The sequence below is a fragment of the Alexandriicola marinus genome (assembly GCF_004000435.1).
GTDB lineage: Bacteria > Pseudomonadota > Alphaproteobacteria > Rhodobacterales > Rhodobacteraceae > Alexandriicola > Alexandriicola marinus.
This window is the reverse complement of record NZ_RBVZ01000001.1, coordinates 1,008,109-1,024,432: the sequence shown is the minus strand read 5'-3', so window position 1 is coordinate 1,024,432 and position 16,324 is coordinate 1,008,109. Positions and strand designations below refer to the sequence as shown.

The 16,324-nt window shown below is 64.3% G+C and carries 17 protein-coding genes; 7 read left to right on the top strand and 10 right to left on the bottom strand.

Translation table 11 applies throughout. The features are described 5' to 3' along the window. Positions 1-37 precede the first annotated feature (37 nt). Positions 38-913 carry an NAD(P)-dependent oxidoreductase gene (locus EP376_RS05000; protein WP_127654418.1) on the top strand — a complete coding sequence of 292 codons (876 nt, stop codon included), beginning with the start codon at positions 38-40 and terminating at the stop codon, positions 911-913. Between the two features lie 57 nt (positions 914-970). Here EP376_RS05000 and EP376_RS04995 read toward each other — a convergent pair whose 3' ends face one another. The 8 genes from EP376_RS04995 to EP376_RS04960 form a co-directional block, all read right to left on the bottom strand. Next, positions 971-2,275 carry a branched-chain amino acid ABC transporter permease gene (locus EP376_RS04995; RefSeq protein ID WP_127654417.1) on the bottom strand — a complete coding sequence of 435 codons (1,305 nt, stop codon included), beginning with the start codon at positions 2,273-2,275 and terminating at the stop codon, positions 971-973. Further along, positions 2,272-3,282, bottom strand: coding sequence for a branched-chain amino acid ABC transporter permease (locus tag EP376_RS04990; RefSeq protein WP_127654416.1), 1,011 nt, complete (start codon positions 3,280-3,282; stop codon positions 2,272-2,274). Before EP376_RS04990 ends, EP376_RS04995 begins: the two co-directional genes overlap by 4 nt. Before the next feature lie 18 nt (positions 3,283-3,300). Beyond that, positions 3,301-3,765, bottom strand: coding sequence for a hypothetical protein (locus tag EP376_RS04985; RefSeq protein ID WP_127654415.1), 465 nt, complete (start codon positions 3,763-3,765; stop codon positions 3,301-3,303). 54 nt (positions 3,766-3,819) lie between these two features. After that, positions 3,820-4,536, bottom strand: a complete 717-nt coding sequence (locus tag EP376_RS04980; RefSeq protein WP_127654414.1) for an ABC transporter ATP-binding protein — start codon at positions 4,534-4,536, stop codon at positions 3,820-3,822. 37 nt (positions 4,537-4,573) lie between these two features. Further along, on the bottom strand, positions 4,574-5,353 hold the full coding sequence (locus EP376_RS04975; protein WP_127654413.1) for an ABC transporter ATP-binding protein: 780 nt from the start codon (positions 5,351-5,353) through the stop codon (positions 4,574-4,576). 102 nt (positions 5,354-5,455) lie between these two features. Then, complete coding sequence (locus tag EP376_RS04970) at positions 5,456-6,649, bottom strand: ABC transporter substrate-binding protein (RefSeq protein WP_127654412.1); 1,194 nt, start codon at positions 6,647-6,649, stop codon at positions 5,456-5,458. A gap of 101 nt (positions 6,650-6,750) precedes the next feature. Beyond that, positions 6,751-7,779, bottom strand: coding sequence for a hypothetical protein (locus EP376_RS04965; protein WP_127654411.1), 1,029 nt, complete (start codon positions 7,777-7,779; stop codon positions 6,751-6,753). A 4-nt stretch (positions 7,780-7,783) separates the two neighbouring features. Then, positions 7,784-8,785, bottom strand: a complete 1,002-nt coding sequence (locus EP376_RS04960) for a GlxA family transcriptional regulator (protein ID WP_127654410.1) — start codon at positions 8,783-8,785, stop codon at positions 7,784-7,786. A 217-nt stretch (positions 8,786-9,002) separates the two neighbouring features. Between EP376_RS04960 and EP376_RS04955 the strand changes: the two genes are divergently transcribed. Further along, on the top strand, positions 9,003-10,373 hold the full coding sequence (locus EP376_RS04955) for a class II 3-deoxy-7-phosphoheptulonate synthase (RefSeq protein ID WP_127654409.1): 1,371 nt from the start codon (positions 9,003-9,005) through the stop codon (positions 10,371-10,373). Between the two features lie 228 nt (positions 10,374-10,601). Here EP376_RS04955 and EP376_RS04950 read toward each other — a convergent pair whose 3' ends face one another. Further along, positions 10,602-11,243 carry a PAS domain-containing protein gene (locus EP376_RS04950; protein ID WP_127654408.1) on the bottom strand — a complete coding sequence of 214 codons (642 nt, stop codon included), beginning with the start codon at positions 11,241-11,243 and terminating at the stop codon, positions 10,602-10,604. A gap of 169 nt (positions 11,244-11,412) precedes the next feature. Between EP376_RS04950 and EP376_RS04945 the strand changes: the two genes are divergently transcribed. From EP376_RS04945 to EP376_RS04930, 4 genes are read left to right on the top strand one after another with little or no spacing between them, the layout of a single operon-like run. Then, complete coding sequence (locus EP376_RS04945; RefSeq protein ID WP_127654407.1) at positions 11,413-12,312, top strand: YicC/YloC family endoribonuclease; 900 nt, start codon at positions 11,413-11,415, stop codon at positions 12,310-12,312. A 3-nt stretch (positions 12,313-12,315) separates the two neighbouring features. Further along, positions 12,316-12,975 carry a guanylate kinase gene (gmk, locus tag EP376_RS04940; RefSeq protein ID WP_238928575.1) on the top strand — a complete coding sequence of 220 codons (660 nt, stop codon included), beginning with the start codon at positions 12,316-12,318 and terminating at the stop codon, positions 12,973-12,975. After that, a complete protein-coding gene (locus EP376_RS04935; protein WP_127654406.1) occupies positions 12,972-13,493 on the top strand; it encodes a gamma carbonic anhydrase family protein in 522 nt (173 codons plus the stop codon). Before gmk ends, EP376_RS04935 begins: the two co-directional genes overlap by 4 nt. Continuing rightward, positions 13,490-14,686: a trans-sulfuration enzyme family protein gene (locus EP376_RS04930; RefSeq protein ID WP_127654405.1), complete on the top strand. Its 1,197-nt coding sequence runs from the start codon at positions 13,490-13,492 to the stop codon at positions 14,684-14,686. The genes EP376_RS04935 and EP376_RS04930 overlap by 4 nt, the downstream gene beginning before the upstream one ends. 2 nt (positions 14,687-14,688) lie before the next feature. Here the strand turns inward: EP376_RS04930 and EP376_RS04925 are convergent, their stop codons facing one another. Further along, complete coding sequence (locus EP376_RS04925) at positions 14,689-15,090, bottom strand: hypothetical protein (protein ID WP_127654404.1); 402 nt, start codon at positions 15,088-15,090, stop codon at positions 14,689-14,691. A gap of 152 nt (positions 15,091-15,242) precedes the next feature. On the opposite strand from EP376_RS04925, the gene EP376_RS04920 reads away from it, so the two are divergent. Continuing rightward, entirely contained in the window at positions 15,243-16,295 is a 1,053-nt protein-coding gene (locus EP376_RS04920) for an ATP-binding protein (protein ID WP_127654403.1), read from the top strand. Positions 16,296-16,324 lie beyond the last annotated feature (29 nt).

Genomic DNA, 16,324 nt, shown 5'->3' with positions numbered 1-16,324 from the left:
GAACCGTTTTACAGGGCTGGCAGAGAGGGGCAAGGCAATGGCGAAAGTCGCATTTCTTGGATTGGGTGTCATGGGCGCGCCGATGGCGGGGCACCTTGCCGCCGCCGGACACGAGGTCACGGTCTATAACCGGACCCCGGCAAAGGCCGAGGCCTGGGTCGCGAAAAACGGCGGCCGCGCCGCGCCGACGCCCGCGAAAGCCGCCGAGGGCGCGGAGTTCGTCATGGCCTGCGTGGGCAATGACGACGATCTGCGCTCGGTCTGCCTGGGCGAGGACGGCGCGCTTGGCGCGATGACCGAGGGGACGATCTTTGTCGATCACACCACCGTTTCGGCTCAGGTGACGGCAGAGCTCGAAGAGGTGGCCCGCAGCCACGGGCTGGGCTTTGTCGACGCGCCTGTGTCGGGCGGGCAGGCAGGCGCCGAGAACGGCCAGCTGGTCGTGATGTGCGGGGGCGCGCAAGCGCATTACGACCGGGCCGAACCGGTGATCGCGGCCTATGCGAAGATGTGTTCGCGCCTTGGCGAAAGCGGCGCGGGTCAGCTGACCAAGATGGTCAACCAGATCTGCATCGCGGGTCTTGTGCAGGGCCTGTCCGAAGGTCTGCATTTCGCCGAGAAAGCCGGGCTGGACGGTCGCGCCGTGGTCGATGTGATCAAGGGCGGCGCGGCGGGCAGCTGGCAGATGGCAAACCGCTACGAGACGATGCTCGACGATGAATTCGAGCATGGCTTTGCCGTCGACTGGATGCGCAAGGACCTGCGGATCTGCCTGTCCACGGCCGAGGATACCGGCGCATCGCTTCCGGTGACGGCGCTGGTCGACCAGTTCTACAAGGACGTGCAGAAGATGGGCGGAGGCCGCTGGGATACCTCGTCGCTGTTCAAGCGTCTGCGCAAGCTCGACAGCTGAGACGCCGGTCCATCGAAACCGGAGAGCGAAAGGGGGGCAGAAGCCCCCCTTTTCTTGTTACTTCTCGGGGATCAGGCCCCTTGGACTGAACCGCAGGACCAGAAGCAGGATCAGCCCCATCGTCAGCAGCCGCATTTGCGCGGCACTGGCGATCAGGTGGTCCTTCAGGGCGCTGCCATCGGGCATCCCGGCCGTGATCAGCTCCATCAGGCCAAGGCCGATGGGCTCTACCATGACCCAGAGCCACCAGATCAGCAAACCGCCCAGAACGGCGCCGAAATTGTTGCCCGATCCGCCGACGATCACCATCACCCAGACAAGGAAGGTAAAGCGCAGCGGCTGGTAGGAGGTCGGCGTCAACTGGCTGTCGAGCGTGGTCATCATCGCGCCCGCGACGCCGCAGATCGCCGAGCCGAGGATGAAGATCTGCAGATGCCGGCCCTTGACGTCCTTGCCCATGGCTTCGGCCGCGGTTTCATTGTCGCGGATCGCGCGCATCATCCGGCCCCATGGCGAATTGAGCGCCCGCTGTGCCAGCCACAGAACGATCAGCAGGACGATCACGAAGAGGATGAGATAGGCGAACTTCACGTAGATCGTCGAGGCCGTCACCGGATCGAGGCCCAGCCCCGTCGCCCGATCGACAAAGCCCGGATCCTGTTGCAGATCGATTTCATAGGGCACCGGGCGCGGGATGCCGATCACGTTCTTGACGCCCCGGCTCAGCCAGTCCTCGTTCTTGAGAACCGCGATCACGATCTCTGCGATCCCGAGCGTCGCGATCGCCAGATAATCCGAGCGCAGACCCAGCGCCGTCTTGCCAATCACCCAGGCCGCACCCGCGGCCAGAAGTCCGCCCACGGGCCACGCGATCAGGACAGGCAGGTTCATTCCGCCCAGATATCCGGTGCCGGCGGGGTTGATCGCCTCGACCGCCTCGACGCCCGGATCGAACACCGCGCGGAACACGAAGAACCCCACGATCAGGATCGCCAGCGTCGCCAGCGTGCGTGCCCGGCCCTTCGCCATCCGGCGCTGTGCGATCACCGCGGCCACGATCGTCGCGGCCCCGAGGATCAGGGCTCCGACGATGCGAAAGCCCCCCGCGCTCCATGCGCCCTCGGTGGGCGGCATCGAAACCAGAACGGCGCCGAGACCTCCCAGCGCGACAAAGCCCATGACCCCGATGTTGAAGAGGCCCGCAAAGCCCCATTGCAGGTTCACCCCGATGGCGAGGATCGCCGAGATCACGCCCATGTTCAAAAGCGTCAGGGCCACGTTCCAGCCCTGCGTCATCCCCGTGCCGACGATCAGAACGGCCATCAGCGCGAAGTAAAGGATGTTGCGGTTCGTATCCGTCATACCGATTGTCCCCGGAACAGGCCCGTCGGGCGGAAGAGAAGAACGACGATCAGGATCGCAAAGCTTACGGCGAACTTGTAATCCGTCGACAGAAGCTGGACGAGACCGTCAGGTTCGAGTGGTTCGGGCAGGACATAGCCCAGCACCTTTTTCCACGCATAGGTGATCGTGACCTCGGAGAAGGCGATGACAAAGCCGCCGGCGATGGCGCCCAGCGGGCTGCCCAGACCGCCCACGATGGCCGCGGCGAAGATCGGCAGAAGCAGCTGGAAATAGGTGAAGGCCTTGAACGATTTGTCGAGCCCGTAGAGCACCCCCGCAGTCGTGGCCAGCGCTGCGACGATGATCCAAGTCACGGCCACGACCCGCTCGGGGTTGATGCCGGACAACAGCGCCAGATCCTCGTTGTCGGAAAAGGCGCGCATGGATTTCCCGGTCCGCGTCTTGTTGAGGAACCAGAACAGAAGCGCCACCGCGATCGCCGCCGTCACCAGCGTGATCAGCGATGTCGTGCGAATGGCAAGACCTTCGTCAAGGCCCGTCATCTCTCTGAAATCGCGGGCAGAAATGATGAACCTCTGGCCGTCCGAGAAGTTGATGTCATTGACCCCGATGATGAAGCGCACGACGCCGTTCATCACGAACATCACCCCCATCGAGACGATCACGAGGATCACCGGCTTGGCCTTCTGGACCCGGTAGAACCGATAGACCGCCCGATCCGTGAACAACAGCAGAAGAGCCGTCGCCGCGATGCCGAAGGGCAGGGCCAAAAGCGCCGTGGGAAGGGGGCCGAGCCCGATGCCCACCGCCTGAAACAGCCACGTCACAAGGATCGTCGCCATCGTGCCGAAGGCCATCGTGTCGCCATGGGCGAAGTTCGAGAACCGCAGGATGCCATAGATCAGCGTGACCCCCAGCGCCCCGAGCGACAGCTGCGCCCCATAGGCCAGTGCCGGAAAGAAGACGAAATTCAGAAAGGCCACAAGGGCGTTCAGGATATCCATTATTCCTCGCTCATCTGGTCATGCGGCCTCGGGCAGAGGGGCTGGGGCGGAACATTGGCCCGACCCGGTTTCGAATCCGGCTGCATCGATCCGCCTTTCTGTCTTTCGGAAGGTGAAGGCGCGCTCCGCCGAGAGGACGAAGACGGCCCAGATATCCTCGTCGATCGGGGCGGCATAGACCGTCTCTGTCTCGCCCGGCAGGACGGTGGCCTGACCCAATGGGCTGTCCCAGATCATCGCGCTGCGCCCGCGGTAGGTGTTGATGACGATCTGCGCGACGGCGGGCAGGGCGCCGCCGCAATCCTCGCCCCGGCAGTAGCTGTCGAACCGGCACTCCATCGCGAGGGCATCCGGACCAAAGCCAAGCGATGGGGGCGTCCGCAACAGAAGGAAGCCGAAGGTGCCGGCGCCGAGGAGTGCGACGACCGGGATCGCGGTCCAGACGAACCTGCGGGCACCGTTGCCCTGAGCCTTTCCCGTCACGGCGCGCCTTGTGCGGCGTCGGCGCGACGGCTGGACGGAAGGAGGACGCACCCCTCATCCCCCCAGGAAGGTCCGGCGCACAACCGGATCCTCCAGAAGTTCCTTGCCGGTGCCGGTATGGGCATTGCTGCCCTGAACCAGCACATAACCGATATCCGCGATATCAAGCGCCTGCTTGGCATTTTGTTCCACCATCAGGATGGTGATGCCGGCACGGGCGACCTCGATGATCCGGTCGAAGAGTTCATCCATGACGATAGGGCTGACGCCGGCGGTGGGCTCGTCCAGCATCAGGACCTTGGGCTGGGTCATCAGCGCGCGGCCCACGGCGACCTGCTGGCGCTGCCCGCCGGACAATTCGCCTGCGTTCTGTCGGCGCTTGTCCTTGAGGATCGGGAACAGGCCATAGACCTGATCCATCGTGTCGCGGATATCGTCGCGGCGCAGAAAAGCGCCCATCTCGAGGTTTTCCTCTACCGTCATCGACGGGAAGATGTTCGAGGTCTGCGGCACGAAGGCCATGCCCTTGGGCACGCGGGCCTGCGGCGACAGCCTGGTGATATCCTCACCGTCGATCCGGACCGAGCCCTTCCGCAGGTCGAGCATGCCGAAGATGGCCTTCATCGCCGTCGATTTGCCCGCGCCATTGGGGCCGACGATGACGGCGATCTGGCCCTTTTCCACCGAAACGGTGCAATCGTGCAGGATATCGGCTCCGCGGCCATAGCCGCCGGTCATGTTTTCGCCGATCAGGAACGGGTCTCCGGCCATTGTCAGTTTCCTTGCCCCCGGCAATTGGCGTGCAGTCTCAGCCCGCCTGCGCCTTGTTCTTGAGCCCCGTGCCGAGATAGGCCTCGATCACCGCCTCGTTTTTCATGATCTGGTCGGCCGATCCTTCGGCCAGCACCTTGCCCTCGGCCATCACGATCACCGGATCGCACAGCCGCTGGATGAAATCCATGTCATGCTCGATGACGCAGAACGTATAGCCCCGTTCCTTATTCAGCCGGATGATCGCATCGCCGATCGTGTTGAGAAGCGTGCGGTTCACGCCCGCGCCCACCTCGTCAAGAAAGACGATCTTGGCTTCCACCATCATCGTGCGGCCAAGTTCCAGAAGCTTTTTCTGGCCGCCCGACAGGTTCCCGGCCTTTTCGTCGGCAAGATGAGAAATCGTCAGGAAGTCAAGGACTTCATCAGCCTTGCGGCGCAGCTCGGCCTCTTCGCGTTCGATCCGGCCCCGACCGAACCACGCGGTCCAGAGCCCTTCGCCCGATTGGCCGCCGGGCACCATCATCAGGTTTTCCCGCGCCGTCATCGACGAAAATTCATGCGCAATCTGAAAGGTGCGCAGCAGGCCCTTGTGGAACAGATCGTGCGGCGCCATCCCGGTGATGTCTTCGCCTGCCAGCATGACCTTGCCCGAGGTCGGCGGCAGGTGGCCCGCCACGACGTTGAACAGCGTCGTCTTGCCGGCGCCGTTCGGGCCGATCAGCCCCGTGATGGAGCCCTCGGCGATTTCGAGCGTGGCCCCGTCAACGGCATGAAAGCCGCCAAAGTGCTTGTGTAGATTCTCGACGGCGATCATGGCGATCTCCCCGTATGGAAAGAGACCGCGCAAACTGGCGCGCGGTCCCCGGTCCGGCGTCGGAAGCGACCGGACCACGCAGGCCCGGCCGCATCTTAGACCTTAACGGAAGCGCACAGTCTCGATGGCGCCGTCCTGGATCTCGATCTCGCGGTAGTTGCCCGCGCTTTCGCCGGGGCCGATCAGTTCGACCGCGGTTGCTCCGACGTAGTCGATGTCGGTACCGGCTGCGAGAAGCTCGAGTGCCTTGGCAAGCTCGCCCGGGAAGATTTCCTCGCCCGGCGCGTTCGCGATATCCATGATCAGCGGTGCGAAATCGGCCGATGCGGTCGATCCGGCGGCGTGCATCGCCATCATGATCAGCGCGGCGGCGTCATAGCTTTCCGGTGCGAAGGCGGAGGTGCCTTCAAAGCCCGCCTCGGCGGCCATGCCCTGGAAGATCTCGGCACCCTGGCTGTCGGTGCCCGGGAACTGACCGAACGAGCCGTTCAGATCGGCGCCGATGTCGTCGACCAGCTGCTGTCCGACCATGCCGTCGGGCAAGACGAAGGTGTCGAAGGCCCCCGAATCGAGGCTGGCCTGGATGATGCCCTTGCCGCCCTGGTCGGTGTAGCCCGCCACGACGAGGACCTCGCCACCGGCGGAGGCCAGCGACGCGACTTCAGCCGAGTAATCCGCCTTGCCGTCTTCGTGGGCGGCGTTGATCGTGACCGTGCCGCCGGCTTCGGTGAAGGCAGCTTCGAAGCTGTCGGCCAGACCCTTGCCATAGTCGTTGTTGGTATAGGTCAGCGCCACTTCGGTGATGCCGCGATCCATCAGGACTTCGGTCATCACGACGCCCTGACGCGCGTCAGAGGGGGCGGTGCGGAAGAACAGGCCATCGTCCTCGGCGGTCGACAGCGCCGGGCTGGTGGCGGAGGGCGAGATCATGACCATGCCGTTCGGACGGGCCACGTTCTGAAGGATCGCACCGGTCACACCCGAGCAATCGGCGCCCATGATCGCGGCGATGCCTTCCGACGAGATCAGACGCTCGGCCGCGGCGGTGGCGGCGGCGGCATCAATGCAGGTGCTGTCAGCGCGCACGGGGGCGACGGTCATGCCGTCGATGATGCCGCCGGCAGTGTTCACCTCTGCAATCGCCAGTTCGGCCCCGGCACCCATTGCGGGCGTGATCGATTCAAGCGGACCCGTGAACCCGAGGATGATCCCGATCTTCACTTCGCTGTGGGCATCGGCCAGCGCACCGGTTGCCATGATCGCGGTCGCGGCGGAGGCCATGAGAAGTTTCTTCATTTGTTACTCCCAGTTGAATTTTTTTCCTCGGACGAAGCTAGTCAGACAAACGCACAAAGAAAAGAGGATTTAGCATGGCGCATGGTCAGGGTGTCGCCGCGTCACATTTCCTGCGCCGGGTCGGTCAGGAGGCGGGCGATCCGGACCGCGTGGCGAAATACCAGCGCCGGAGAGATCGAGATCGCCCCGTCGAGAAGCGCCGCCCTGTCAGGCAGGCTGTCGCTGCCGCCTGCGTAGGAAACCGGGGCCGCACCGGCCAAGGCGGCATCAAGCACCGACCTGTCGCGCCAGGGGTCGAGACTGTCGCCTGTCGACAGGTCATCGAGCGCGGCACAGGCCGCCTCGGTGCAGCGCACGGAATAGACTGGCCGCAGCAGGGCAGAGAGGCCCGACACGACAGCCGGATCACCGTCGACCAGCACCACCGGGGCACGTCCTCCGCCCGCCACGGGGGCCTCGGGTCCGGCTTGGGTCGTCGTCTCGATGTCGAAGGCCCCATCCTGGCCGGTCAGAGCCTGTTCCAGCCATTGGGCGCCGATCGGCAGAACCTCTGACAGATCGCGCGGATCATCGGGGCCGGTCCATACCCAGGGCAGAACCACGATCCGTTCGAAGGGCAGGTCGATCCTCTCCTGCGGAAGGGTGATCGGCAGGCGAAGAGGGTCGGCCGCGATCTCGGCCGCCAGAATTTCAACCTCTTGCCCGGTCAGAAGATCGCGCTCCATCCGGATCGGTCGGGCCTGCACACGCAGCGCCGCCAAATCCAGCGCGGCCGGATCGCAGAACGCGATTTCCTCGACGATCTGCGCATCCCTGATGCCCCAGACAATCCGGCCCCTGTCGCCCCCGCAATAGGCGGGCACATGAGCGCCGCCCGAAAGGCCGATCCCGCCCAAGGGGCTTTGGGCCGCGCGGGATGGATCGTCGATCAGGAACCAGCCATCGCGATCATCCAGAAGGGCGATATAGTCCAGGGTGTCGACCGGACCCATCGCTTCGGCCAGGGTCACGCGGGGCAGGGCACCAAGCGCAGTGTCCAGCCGCAGTGGCGCAAGGACCAGCCGGTCGACGCCAAGGGCCAGAAGGGCCACCGCCAGGAGCCCGGTCGCGAGCCGGGGCGATCGGGCCACGCTATCAGACCGACAACCGCGCCGCGTGGCTGCCGCGTTCGCGATAGGGTGTCGTATCGTAATGGGCGCGATAGCATTTCGAGAAATGCGACGGGCTCGCGAAACCGCAGGCCAGCGCCACGTTGATCACGCTCATATCCGTCTGCATCAGCAGGTTGCGGGCCTTCGACAGCCGCAACTCCATGTAATACCTCTTGGGGCTGCGGTTCAGATAGCGGCGGAACAGCCGTTCCAGCTGCCGGGTCGACATCCCAACGTCCTTGGCCAGGATCGAGGGGCTGATCGGCTCCTCGATGTTGCGCTCCATCATCTGGATCACCTGGCTCAGCTTGGGATGGCGCACGCCGATGCGCGTCGGGATCGACAGGCGCTGGGTGTCCTGATCGGTTCGGATCTGGGTATAGATCAGCTGATCCGCAACGGCATTGGCCAGCAATTCGCCATGATCGTCGGCAATGATCTTGAGCATCAGGTCGATCGATGAGGTGCCGCCCGCTGTGGTGATCCGGTTGCCATCGACCACGAAGACGGATTTCGTCAATTCCACCTCGTCGAATTCCTCGATGAAGCTGTCCTGGTTCTCCCAGTGGATCGTCGCGCGTTTGCCGTCCAGAAGTCCCGCCTTGGCCATGGTGTAGCCTGCGGTGCACAGCCCGGCCAACGTCACACCGCGCCGCGCCTCGCGCCGCACCCAGTTGAGAATGCGCTTGCTGCTGGCTTTCTGAACATCGACGCCGCCGCAGATCATGATCGTATCGTCGCGCTGAACCTCGTCGAGACCCATCTCGAGCCGGAACTCGATCCCCGCCGAACAGCGCGCCGAGACCCCGTCTTCGCCGGCCACGATCCAGGAGTAGAGCTCCTTGCCGGCCATCCGGTTCGCGATGCGCAGCGCCTCCACGGCGCAGGAAAAACATAGCAGCGTGAAGTTATCCAGAAGCAGGAAAACGAAACGCCGATGATCGCCGGAATTGGGGTTTTGACTTCCGATCGATTGCGCGTTCATCCACTTTCGTCCGACTCAGGCCGGACGCTCCTTTAGTATCCGAATGATGTGAACAGGTTTGCCCGAACAGGACAAGAGCGTTTGCACTGCCTGAAAAACCCGCAAATCGGCCTGATTTGCACGGCATTTGGCGTTGGCCACCGCAGTTTGTCTCGCTATAAGCCGGCCTGTTCCTGTCGAACGGATCGGCGGGATAACTGCGAACGGAGCTGTAGATATGACCGAGTGGCACAAATCCGACTGGCGCCAAAAGCCCAGGGTTCAGATGCCGGACTATACCGACGAAGCGAAACTGCGGGAAGTCGAGGCTCGGATCGCATCCTATCCGCCGCTCATCTTCGCCGGAGAAGCGCGCCGTCTGCGCAACGAGCTGGCCGCGGTGTCGCGCGGCGACGCGTTCCTGCTTCAGGGCGGCGATTGCGCCGAGAGCTTTGCCGAATTCACGGCAGACGGGATTCGCGACACGTTCAAGGTCATGCTGCAGATGGCGATGGTCCTGACCTATGCCGCGAAAGTGCCGGTGGTGAAGGTCGGCCGCATGGCCGGTCAGTTCGCCAAGCCGCGCTCGGCCCCGACAGAGACGGTCGGCGGCACGGAGCTTCCGTCATACCGCGGAGATATCATCAACGCGCTCGATTTTACGCCCGAGGCCCGGATTCCGGACCCCGAGCGGATGTTGCAGGCCTATCTGCAATCGGCCGCCACGCTGAACCTGCTGCGCGCCTTCTCGACAGGCGGGTTCGCCGATGTCCACAAGGTTCACGCCTGGACGCTCGGCTTTACCGACGCGCCCGAGGCCGAACGCTATCGCGAGATGGCGAACCGGATTTCCGACACGCTCGACTTCCTGTCGGCGGCGGGCATCAAGTCGGAGCAGAGCCATGCGATGGAATCGGTGGATTTCTACACCAGCCACGAGGCGCTGCTTCTGGAATACGAAGAGGCGCTGACCCGCGTCGACAGCACTACGGGCAAATGGGTCGCGGGATCGGGTCACATGATCTGGATCGGCGACCGGACCCGCCAGCCCGATGGCGCCCATGTGGAATTCTGCCGCGGTGTGCAGAACCCGATCGGGCTCAAATGCGGCCCGTCCATGACGACCGGGCACCTGAAGTCGCTGATGGCCACGCTCAATCCCAACAACGAAGCCGGGCGCCTGACGCTGATCGCGCGCTTCGGCGCGGGCTCCGTGGGCGAACATCTGCCGCGCCTCGTCAAGGCGGTTCAGGAAGAGGGCGCAAATGTCGTGTGGTCCTGCGACCCGATGCACGGCAACACGATCAAGTCGTCGACCGGCTACAAGACGCGCCCCTTCGACAGCGTCCTTCGCGAGGTGAAGGAATTCTTCGCCGTCCACAATGCCGAAGGCTCGATCCCCGGCGGTGTGCATTTCGAGATGACCGGATCTGACGTCACCGAATGCACCGGCGGCGTGCGCGCCCTGACAGACGAGGATTTGTCCGACCGGTATCACACCGCCTGCGATCCGCGTCTGAACGCGAGCCAGGCTCTGGAACTGGCCTTCCTCGTGGCCGAGGAACTGACCGACCGCCGCGCCTGTCTGGAGACCGCCAAGGCGGGCTGACACGCCATAACAGTCTGCAAGCGAAAGGGGCGGAGCGATCCGCCCCTTTTTCATTGGTCACGATCTGCCGGGACGATCAGCAACGTCGTCGTGAGACGAGATGAACAAGCGAGCGTCCCCAGCCCGGCCACGCCGGGCTGTTTGCTGTCGGTGACGGAAACTTTCAAAGTTTCCGATCCGATTTCTTTGAAAGAAATCGGTCCCCGACCGCAAGAGACGGCGCAAAGGTCAGCTGTTGTCGACGACCAGGCGCAATGTGGGCTTGTCGGAGCCGACACGGGGCGGCTGCGCAATGTGGAGCCGTTCGACCCGAAAGGCCCGATCTGTCGGGATGGTGATCTGCGCGGGGCCACGGGTCGCCGTCTTGCCGTCGAAGATCACCGCCCCAAGGATATGGGTCACCGCGCCCGCGCCATCCCGCAGCGGCAGGAGGCTCATCCGTCCCGCCAGGCGCCGCCGCAAGACCCGTTGTCCGGTCTCGAGCGGAAGCTCGACGATCGTCGGCGCCGCCGCGATCCGCTCGAGCGCATCGTGCAGCCGGACCCGGCTGCCCGGATCGAACAGCGCACTCATCGGCATCCCGCGCACATCCATCCCGAAGATCTGCTCCAGTTCCTGTCCCGCGAACCGGATCCGGGCAAGGCCCGGTGCGATGATCGAGGCAATGTAGCAATGGCGCAGGCACGGGCCGATATCGCGCGGCTCCACGTCGTGACGGTCCGGAATATCACCCATTCGCCCCAGCCCGCGCCAGTATTCCTCGAGCGCCATCAGGACAGATATCTGCCGCGACGGCCCCGGCTGATGGCCCAGCCTCAACACGTTACCCACATCCTCGTTACTCGACTGACCGGTCTTGTCCCGCCACATCGGCTCAACTCCCCACCCATGAAATCTATCCGAAAGATAGCTTCAATTTGTACCGAAATCCCGGGAATTCCTTACGGGTGGTTAATGCGTCCATGTCGGGCTTGCCGTGAGTGGGCAATTTCCGTTAGGTGCCCGGACACCCGCATATCCATCGTCAGGAGCCCGCGCCGTGATCCGATCCATGACCGCCTTTGCCAGCCGGACCGGCACCCACGGGGCCCATGGCTGGAGCTGGGACATGCGCTCCGTCAATGGGCGGGGGCTCGATCTGCGGCTGCGCCTGCCGGACGGGATCGAGGGGCTGGAGGCGGGGCTCCGCGCCGCCGTGACCCACCGGATCGACCGGGGAAATGTCACGATCGGGCTGCGCCTGAGCCGAGACGCGTCACGAGAGGAGCTCAGCCTCGATGAGGCCCGGCTGGACCGGGTTTTGCGCGCGCTTGATGCGGTTCAGGACAGGGCGATGACGCTGGGGATCACGCTAGGTCAGCCAAGCGCTGCCGATGTGCTGTCGCAGCGTGGCGTGCTGGCGCAGGAGGACAGCCAACCCGATCCGGCCGAAACCGAGGCGCTGCGATCCGCGCTTCTTGCGGATTTCGACCTGCTTCTGTCTGATTTCTGCGAAATGCGCGAGGCAGAAGGCCGTGCCCTTCGCACGATCCTTTCCGAGAGGCTCGATGAGATCGGCGCCCTCCTGACCGAGGCACAGGATGCGGCCGAAGCCCGGCTTCCCGTGGCGCGTCAAGCGCTGCGCGACGCCGTTGCCCGGCTGGGCGAGGCCGGGACCGACATGCCGGAGGACCGCCTTGCGCAGGAGCTGGCGCTTCTCGCGGTAAAGGCCGACGTGACCGAAGAGCTCGATCGTCTGAACGCCCATGTCGATGCCGCGCGCACGCTTCTGTCGACGAAGGGGGCGGTCGGAAGAAAGCTCGATTTCCTGATGCAGGAGTTCAACCGCGAGGCCAACACCCTGTGCTCGAAGTCCGGCTCGACCGCGCTGACCCGCATCGGGCTCGATCTCAAGACGCTGATCGACCAGATGCGCGAGCAGGTCCAGAATGTGGAATAGGCGATGAACGCGACACCTCTCTCCATGCCCCGGCGCGGGCTGCTGATCATCCTGTCGTCGCCCTCGGGGGCGGGCAAGACGACACTGACCCGGCGCCTGCGCGACTGGGACCCGTCGATCACCTTCTCGGTCTCGGCGACGACCCGGCCACCGCGCCCCGGCGAGGTGGACGGCCGTGACTACCAGTTCCTGTCGGAAGCAGAGTTCAAGTCGCGCGTCACCAATTCCGAGATGCTCGAACATGCCCATGTGTTCGGCAATTTCTATGGCTCCCCCAAGGGCCCGGTCGAGGCCAGCATCGAGGCCGGGCGCGACGTGCTGTTCGATGTCGACTGGCAGGGCGCACAGCAGATCAAGAATTCGTCGCTGGGTCAGCATGTGCTGTCGGTGTTCTTCCTGCCGCCCTCGATCACCGAGCTGCATCGCAGGCTTGTCAGCCGCGGCCAGGACGATGAGGCCACCATCGCCAAGCGGATGCAGAAAAGCTGGGACGAGATCAGCCATTGGGATGCCTATGATTACGTCCTGATCAACGACGATTTGGACGCGACCGAACAGCGCCTGATCAGCATCGTCACCGCCGAACGCCTGCGCCGGACGCAGCAGCCCGGCCTGACCAGCCATGTGCGCACCCTGCAATCCGAATTCGAGGATACCAGATGATCTATAGTCTTGACGGCATATCCCCCCGCATCGCGGCCAGCGCCTGGGTCGCGCCCGGCTGTCACCTGATCGGCGATGTCATCCTTGAAGACGACAGTTCCGTCTGGTTCGGCGCGACGATCCGGGGCGACAATGAACCGATCACGCTGGGGCGTGGGTCGAATATCCAGGAGAACTGCGTGCTTCATACCGATCCCGGCTGCCCGCTGACGATCGGGGCCGATTGCACGATCGGCCACAAGGCGATGCTGCATGGCTGCACGATCGGGGAGGGGAGCCTGATCGGCATGGGCGCCACGATCCTGAACCGCGCGGTGATCGGCAGAGGCTGCCTGATCGGGGCGGGCGCGCTGATCACCGAAGGCAAGGTCATCCCCGATGGCAGCCTTGTCATGGGCGCACCGGGCAAGATCGTGCGCCAGCTGGATGATGCGGCCCGCGCCGCGTTGATCACCTCGGCCCGCCATTATGTCGCGAATGCCCGAAGGTTCCGCGCCGGGCTGGAGGCCATCGAATGAAACGCCCCGACAGCCTTGTGCGACGCACGGATTGGCCCAGTTCGACCTCCCGGCCCGTTGTAACGCCCCTGCAGCCGTCGGTCGTCTATGCCTCGCCCGACCCTGATGCGCTCGATGCGCAATACGAGGGGGCGACGGGCTATACCTATGCCCGCGAGGGGCATCCGAATGCAGATGTTCTGGCGGCCAAGATCGACATGCTCGAAGGCGCGCCCGTTCTGTTCGAACCCGCCGGCATCATCACCGGATCGGGCATGTCGGCGATCTCGGCCACGTTCCTTGGCCTCTTGCGGGCGGGCGATCACGTTCTGGGGGGCGATCAGCTCTATGGCCGCACGCTCAGGCTGATGAACGACGATCTGCCCCGGCTGGGGATCGCCACGTCGCTGGCCGATCCGACCGATGCCGCCGCCATCGAGGCCGCGATCCGTCCGGAGACCCGGATGATCGTGGTCGAGGCGATCTCCAACCCCACGATCCGCGTGGCCGACATGAAGGGGATCGCGGCCATCGCGCGCGACCGGGGCATCCTTCTGGTGGTCGACAACACCTTTACGACGCCACGGCTTTATCAGCCTTTCGCCCATGGCGCCGATATCGTCATTCATTCGGTGACGAAGCTGTTGGCCGGGCATTCCGATGTCACGCTGGGCTATGTGGCGGCCAGGGACCCCGCGCATCGCGACGCCATCATGACGGCCAATGTCACATGGGGCCTGACGCCCAGCCCCTATGAATGCTGGCTGGCCGAGCGGGGGCTGCATTCATTCGATCTGAGGCTCGCACGCGCGCAGAACACCGCCGCCCGGCTGGGGGCCGCGCTGGCGGAGGTGCCGGGCGTGGCGCGGGTGATCTATCCCACGCGTCCCGATCACCCCGATCACAACAGGGCGGTGGCGCTGTTCGCGGGGCAGGGGGGCAACATGCTGAGCTTTGAACTCGAGGGCGGGCGCGCGGCAGCCAACGCCTTTACCCGCGCCGCCCCTGATATCGCCTTTGCTCCGACACTGGGCGATGTGGGCACGACGCTGTCGCATCCCGCCTCGTCATCGCATCGCGCACTGACGCCCGCGGCGCGGGCCGCGATCGGCATATCGGAGGGGTTCTTCCGGGTGTCGGTGGGGATCGAAGAGCCGGATCTGCTGATCCCGGAGATGGTCAATGCGGCACGGATCGCGACGGAGGCGAGCTGATCTCAGACCTGATCGTCGTATTCGACCCATGTCGTCTGACGGCCCTTGCCGGAAAACAGCAGGATGCGGAAATCCAGAAACGGATAGACCCTGCGCACATCCGACACGATCAATCCCGGTCGCGGGACACCCGACGATACCGCCCGGTAGCGTCCGGTAAAGCCCATCAACGACAGTTTCCCGGCCAGATCGATCACATCGAATTCGTCGGTCCAGAGCGCCGAGAGAACAATCGTCGCCCCTGTCCTGAGCAGAAGTTCGCCCGTCAGGTCATCGAAAGAGGTGAAGAACACGCCGTCCGGAGGCGCAGTTTCCACAGGCAAACGTGAAGAGCAGACGACCACGAGGACCTGCGAAGACGTGCCTGTCGTCATTGACCCGAACAGGTCGTCACCTGCCTTCACAAGACACACCTCACTAGAAACCACACGGAACGCCGCGAGGTTCTTCGCTGTTGAACGGCTTTTCAACTTCCACTATTGGCGGATCGATCTCGCCACGCAAGGGTTCTCATCGCCAGCCGATGCTCGCGCTTGCCTCCTGTTCGGGAATTGCAATGGCCGACGCTGTCTTCCGCGAAATTGTCGAAGCCCTGCCATTTCCGGTGGCTCTCGTCGGTCCGGATCAGCGTTTGAGAGCGGCGAACGAGCCGGCGATCGCGCTTTTCGGGGTCAATGCGGTGGGCCAGCATTTCGTCGTGTCCCTTCGAAATCCTGCGATCGTGTCCGGGGTCGAACGGGTACTGGCCCGCGGCGAAGCCACCGAGGCGACGATGCGTCAGCTTCAGGATCCGCGCGAAATGCTGTGGCGCGCCGTCATTCGGCCCGTGACGACCGAAGATGGCCGCGGCGCATTGATCAGTTTCGAGGATATCACCGCGGTCGAGGAAACCGGCCAGATGCGCCGGGATTTCGTGGCCAACGTCAGCCATGAGCTGCGCACGCCACTGACCGCATTTCGCGGATTCGTCGAAACCCTGCGCGGCGCGGCGCGGCACGACGCAAAGGCGCAGGACCGGTTCCTCGAGATCATGGAACGTGAAGCCGAACGCATGTCGCGGCTGATCGACGATCTTCTGTCGCTCAGCCGGGTGGAACAGGAAGTCCGGGTCCAGCCGCGCGAGCAGGCCGATCTGGTCGCGATCACGGAACAGGCCATCGCGCTCTTGTCGGGCGGTCCGGGCGCGGGGCGGATCACGCTCGATGCGCCGTCGGAGGCGGTGGTGCAGGGCGACGTGCGGCAATTGCAGCAGGTCGTCACCAATCTGGTCGAGAATGCCCTGAAATACGGCGGCGCCGATGGCCAGGTCCGGATCGACATCGCGGGGCCCGGCCGGGATGCCGTGTTGCAGCGCATGGCGTGGCGGCTGTCGGTCACCGACGAGGGCGAGGGAATCGAGGAACATCACATCCCCCGCCTGACCGAACGGTTCTACCGGGTCGATTCCCACCGGTCGCGCGAAATGGGCGGCACCGGGTTGGGGCTGGCGATTGTAAAACATATCGTCACACGACACCGGGGCCGGCTCAGAATCGAAAGCGAGCCGGGAAAAGGAAGTATTTTCAGCGTGTTCCTTCCTGTTTCTGGGCGCGAGGAGGTGTCGGAGTAGCCCCCGGAAAACTGCGTCATGTCATGAAA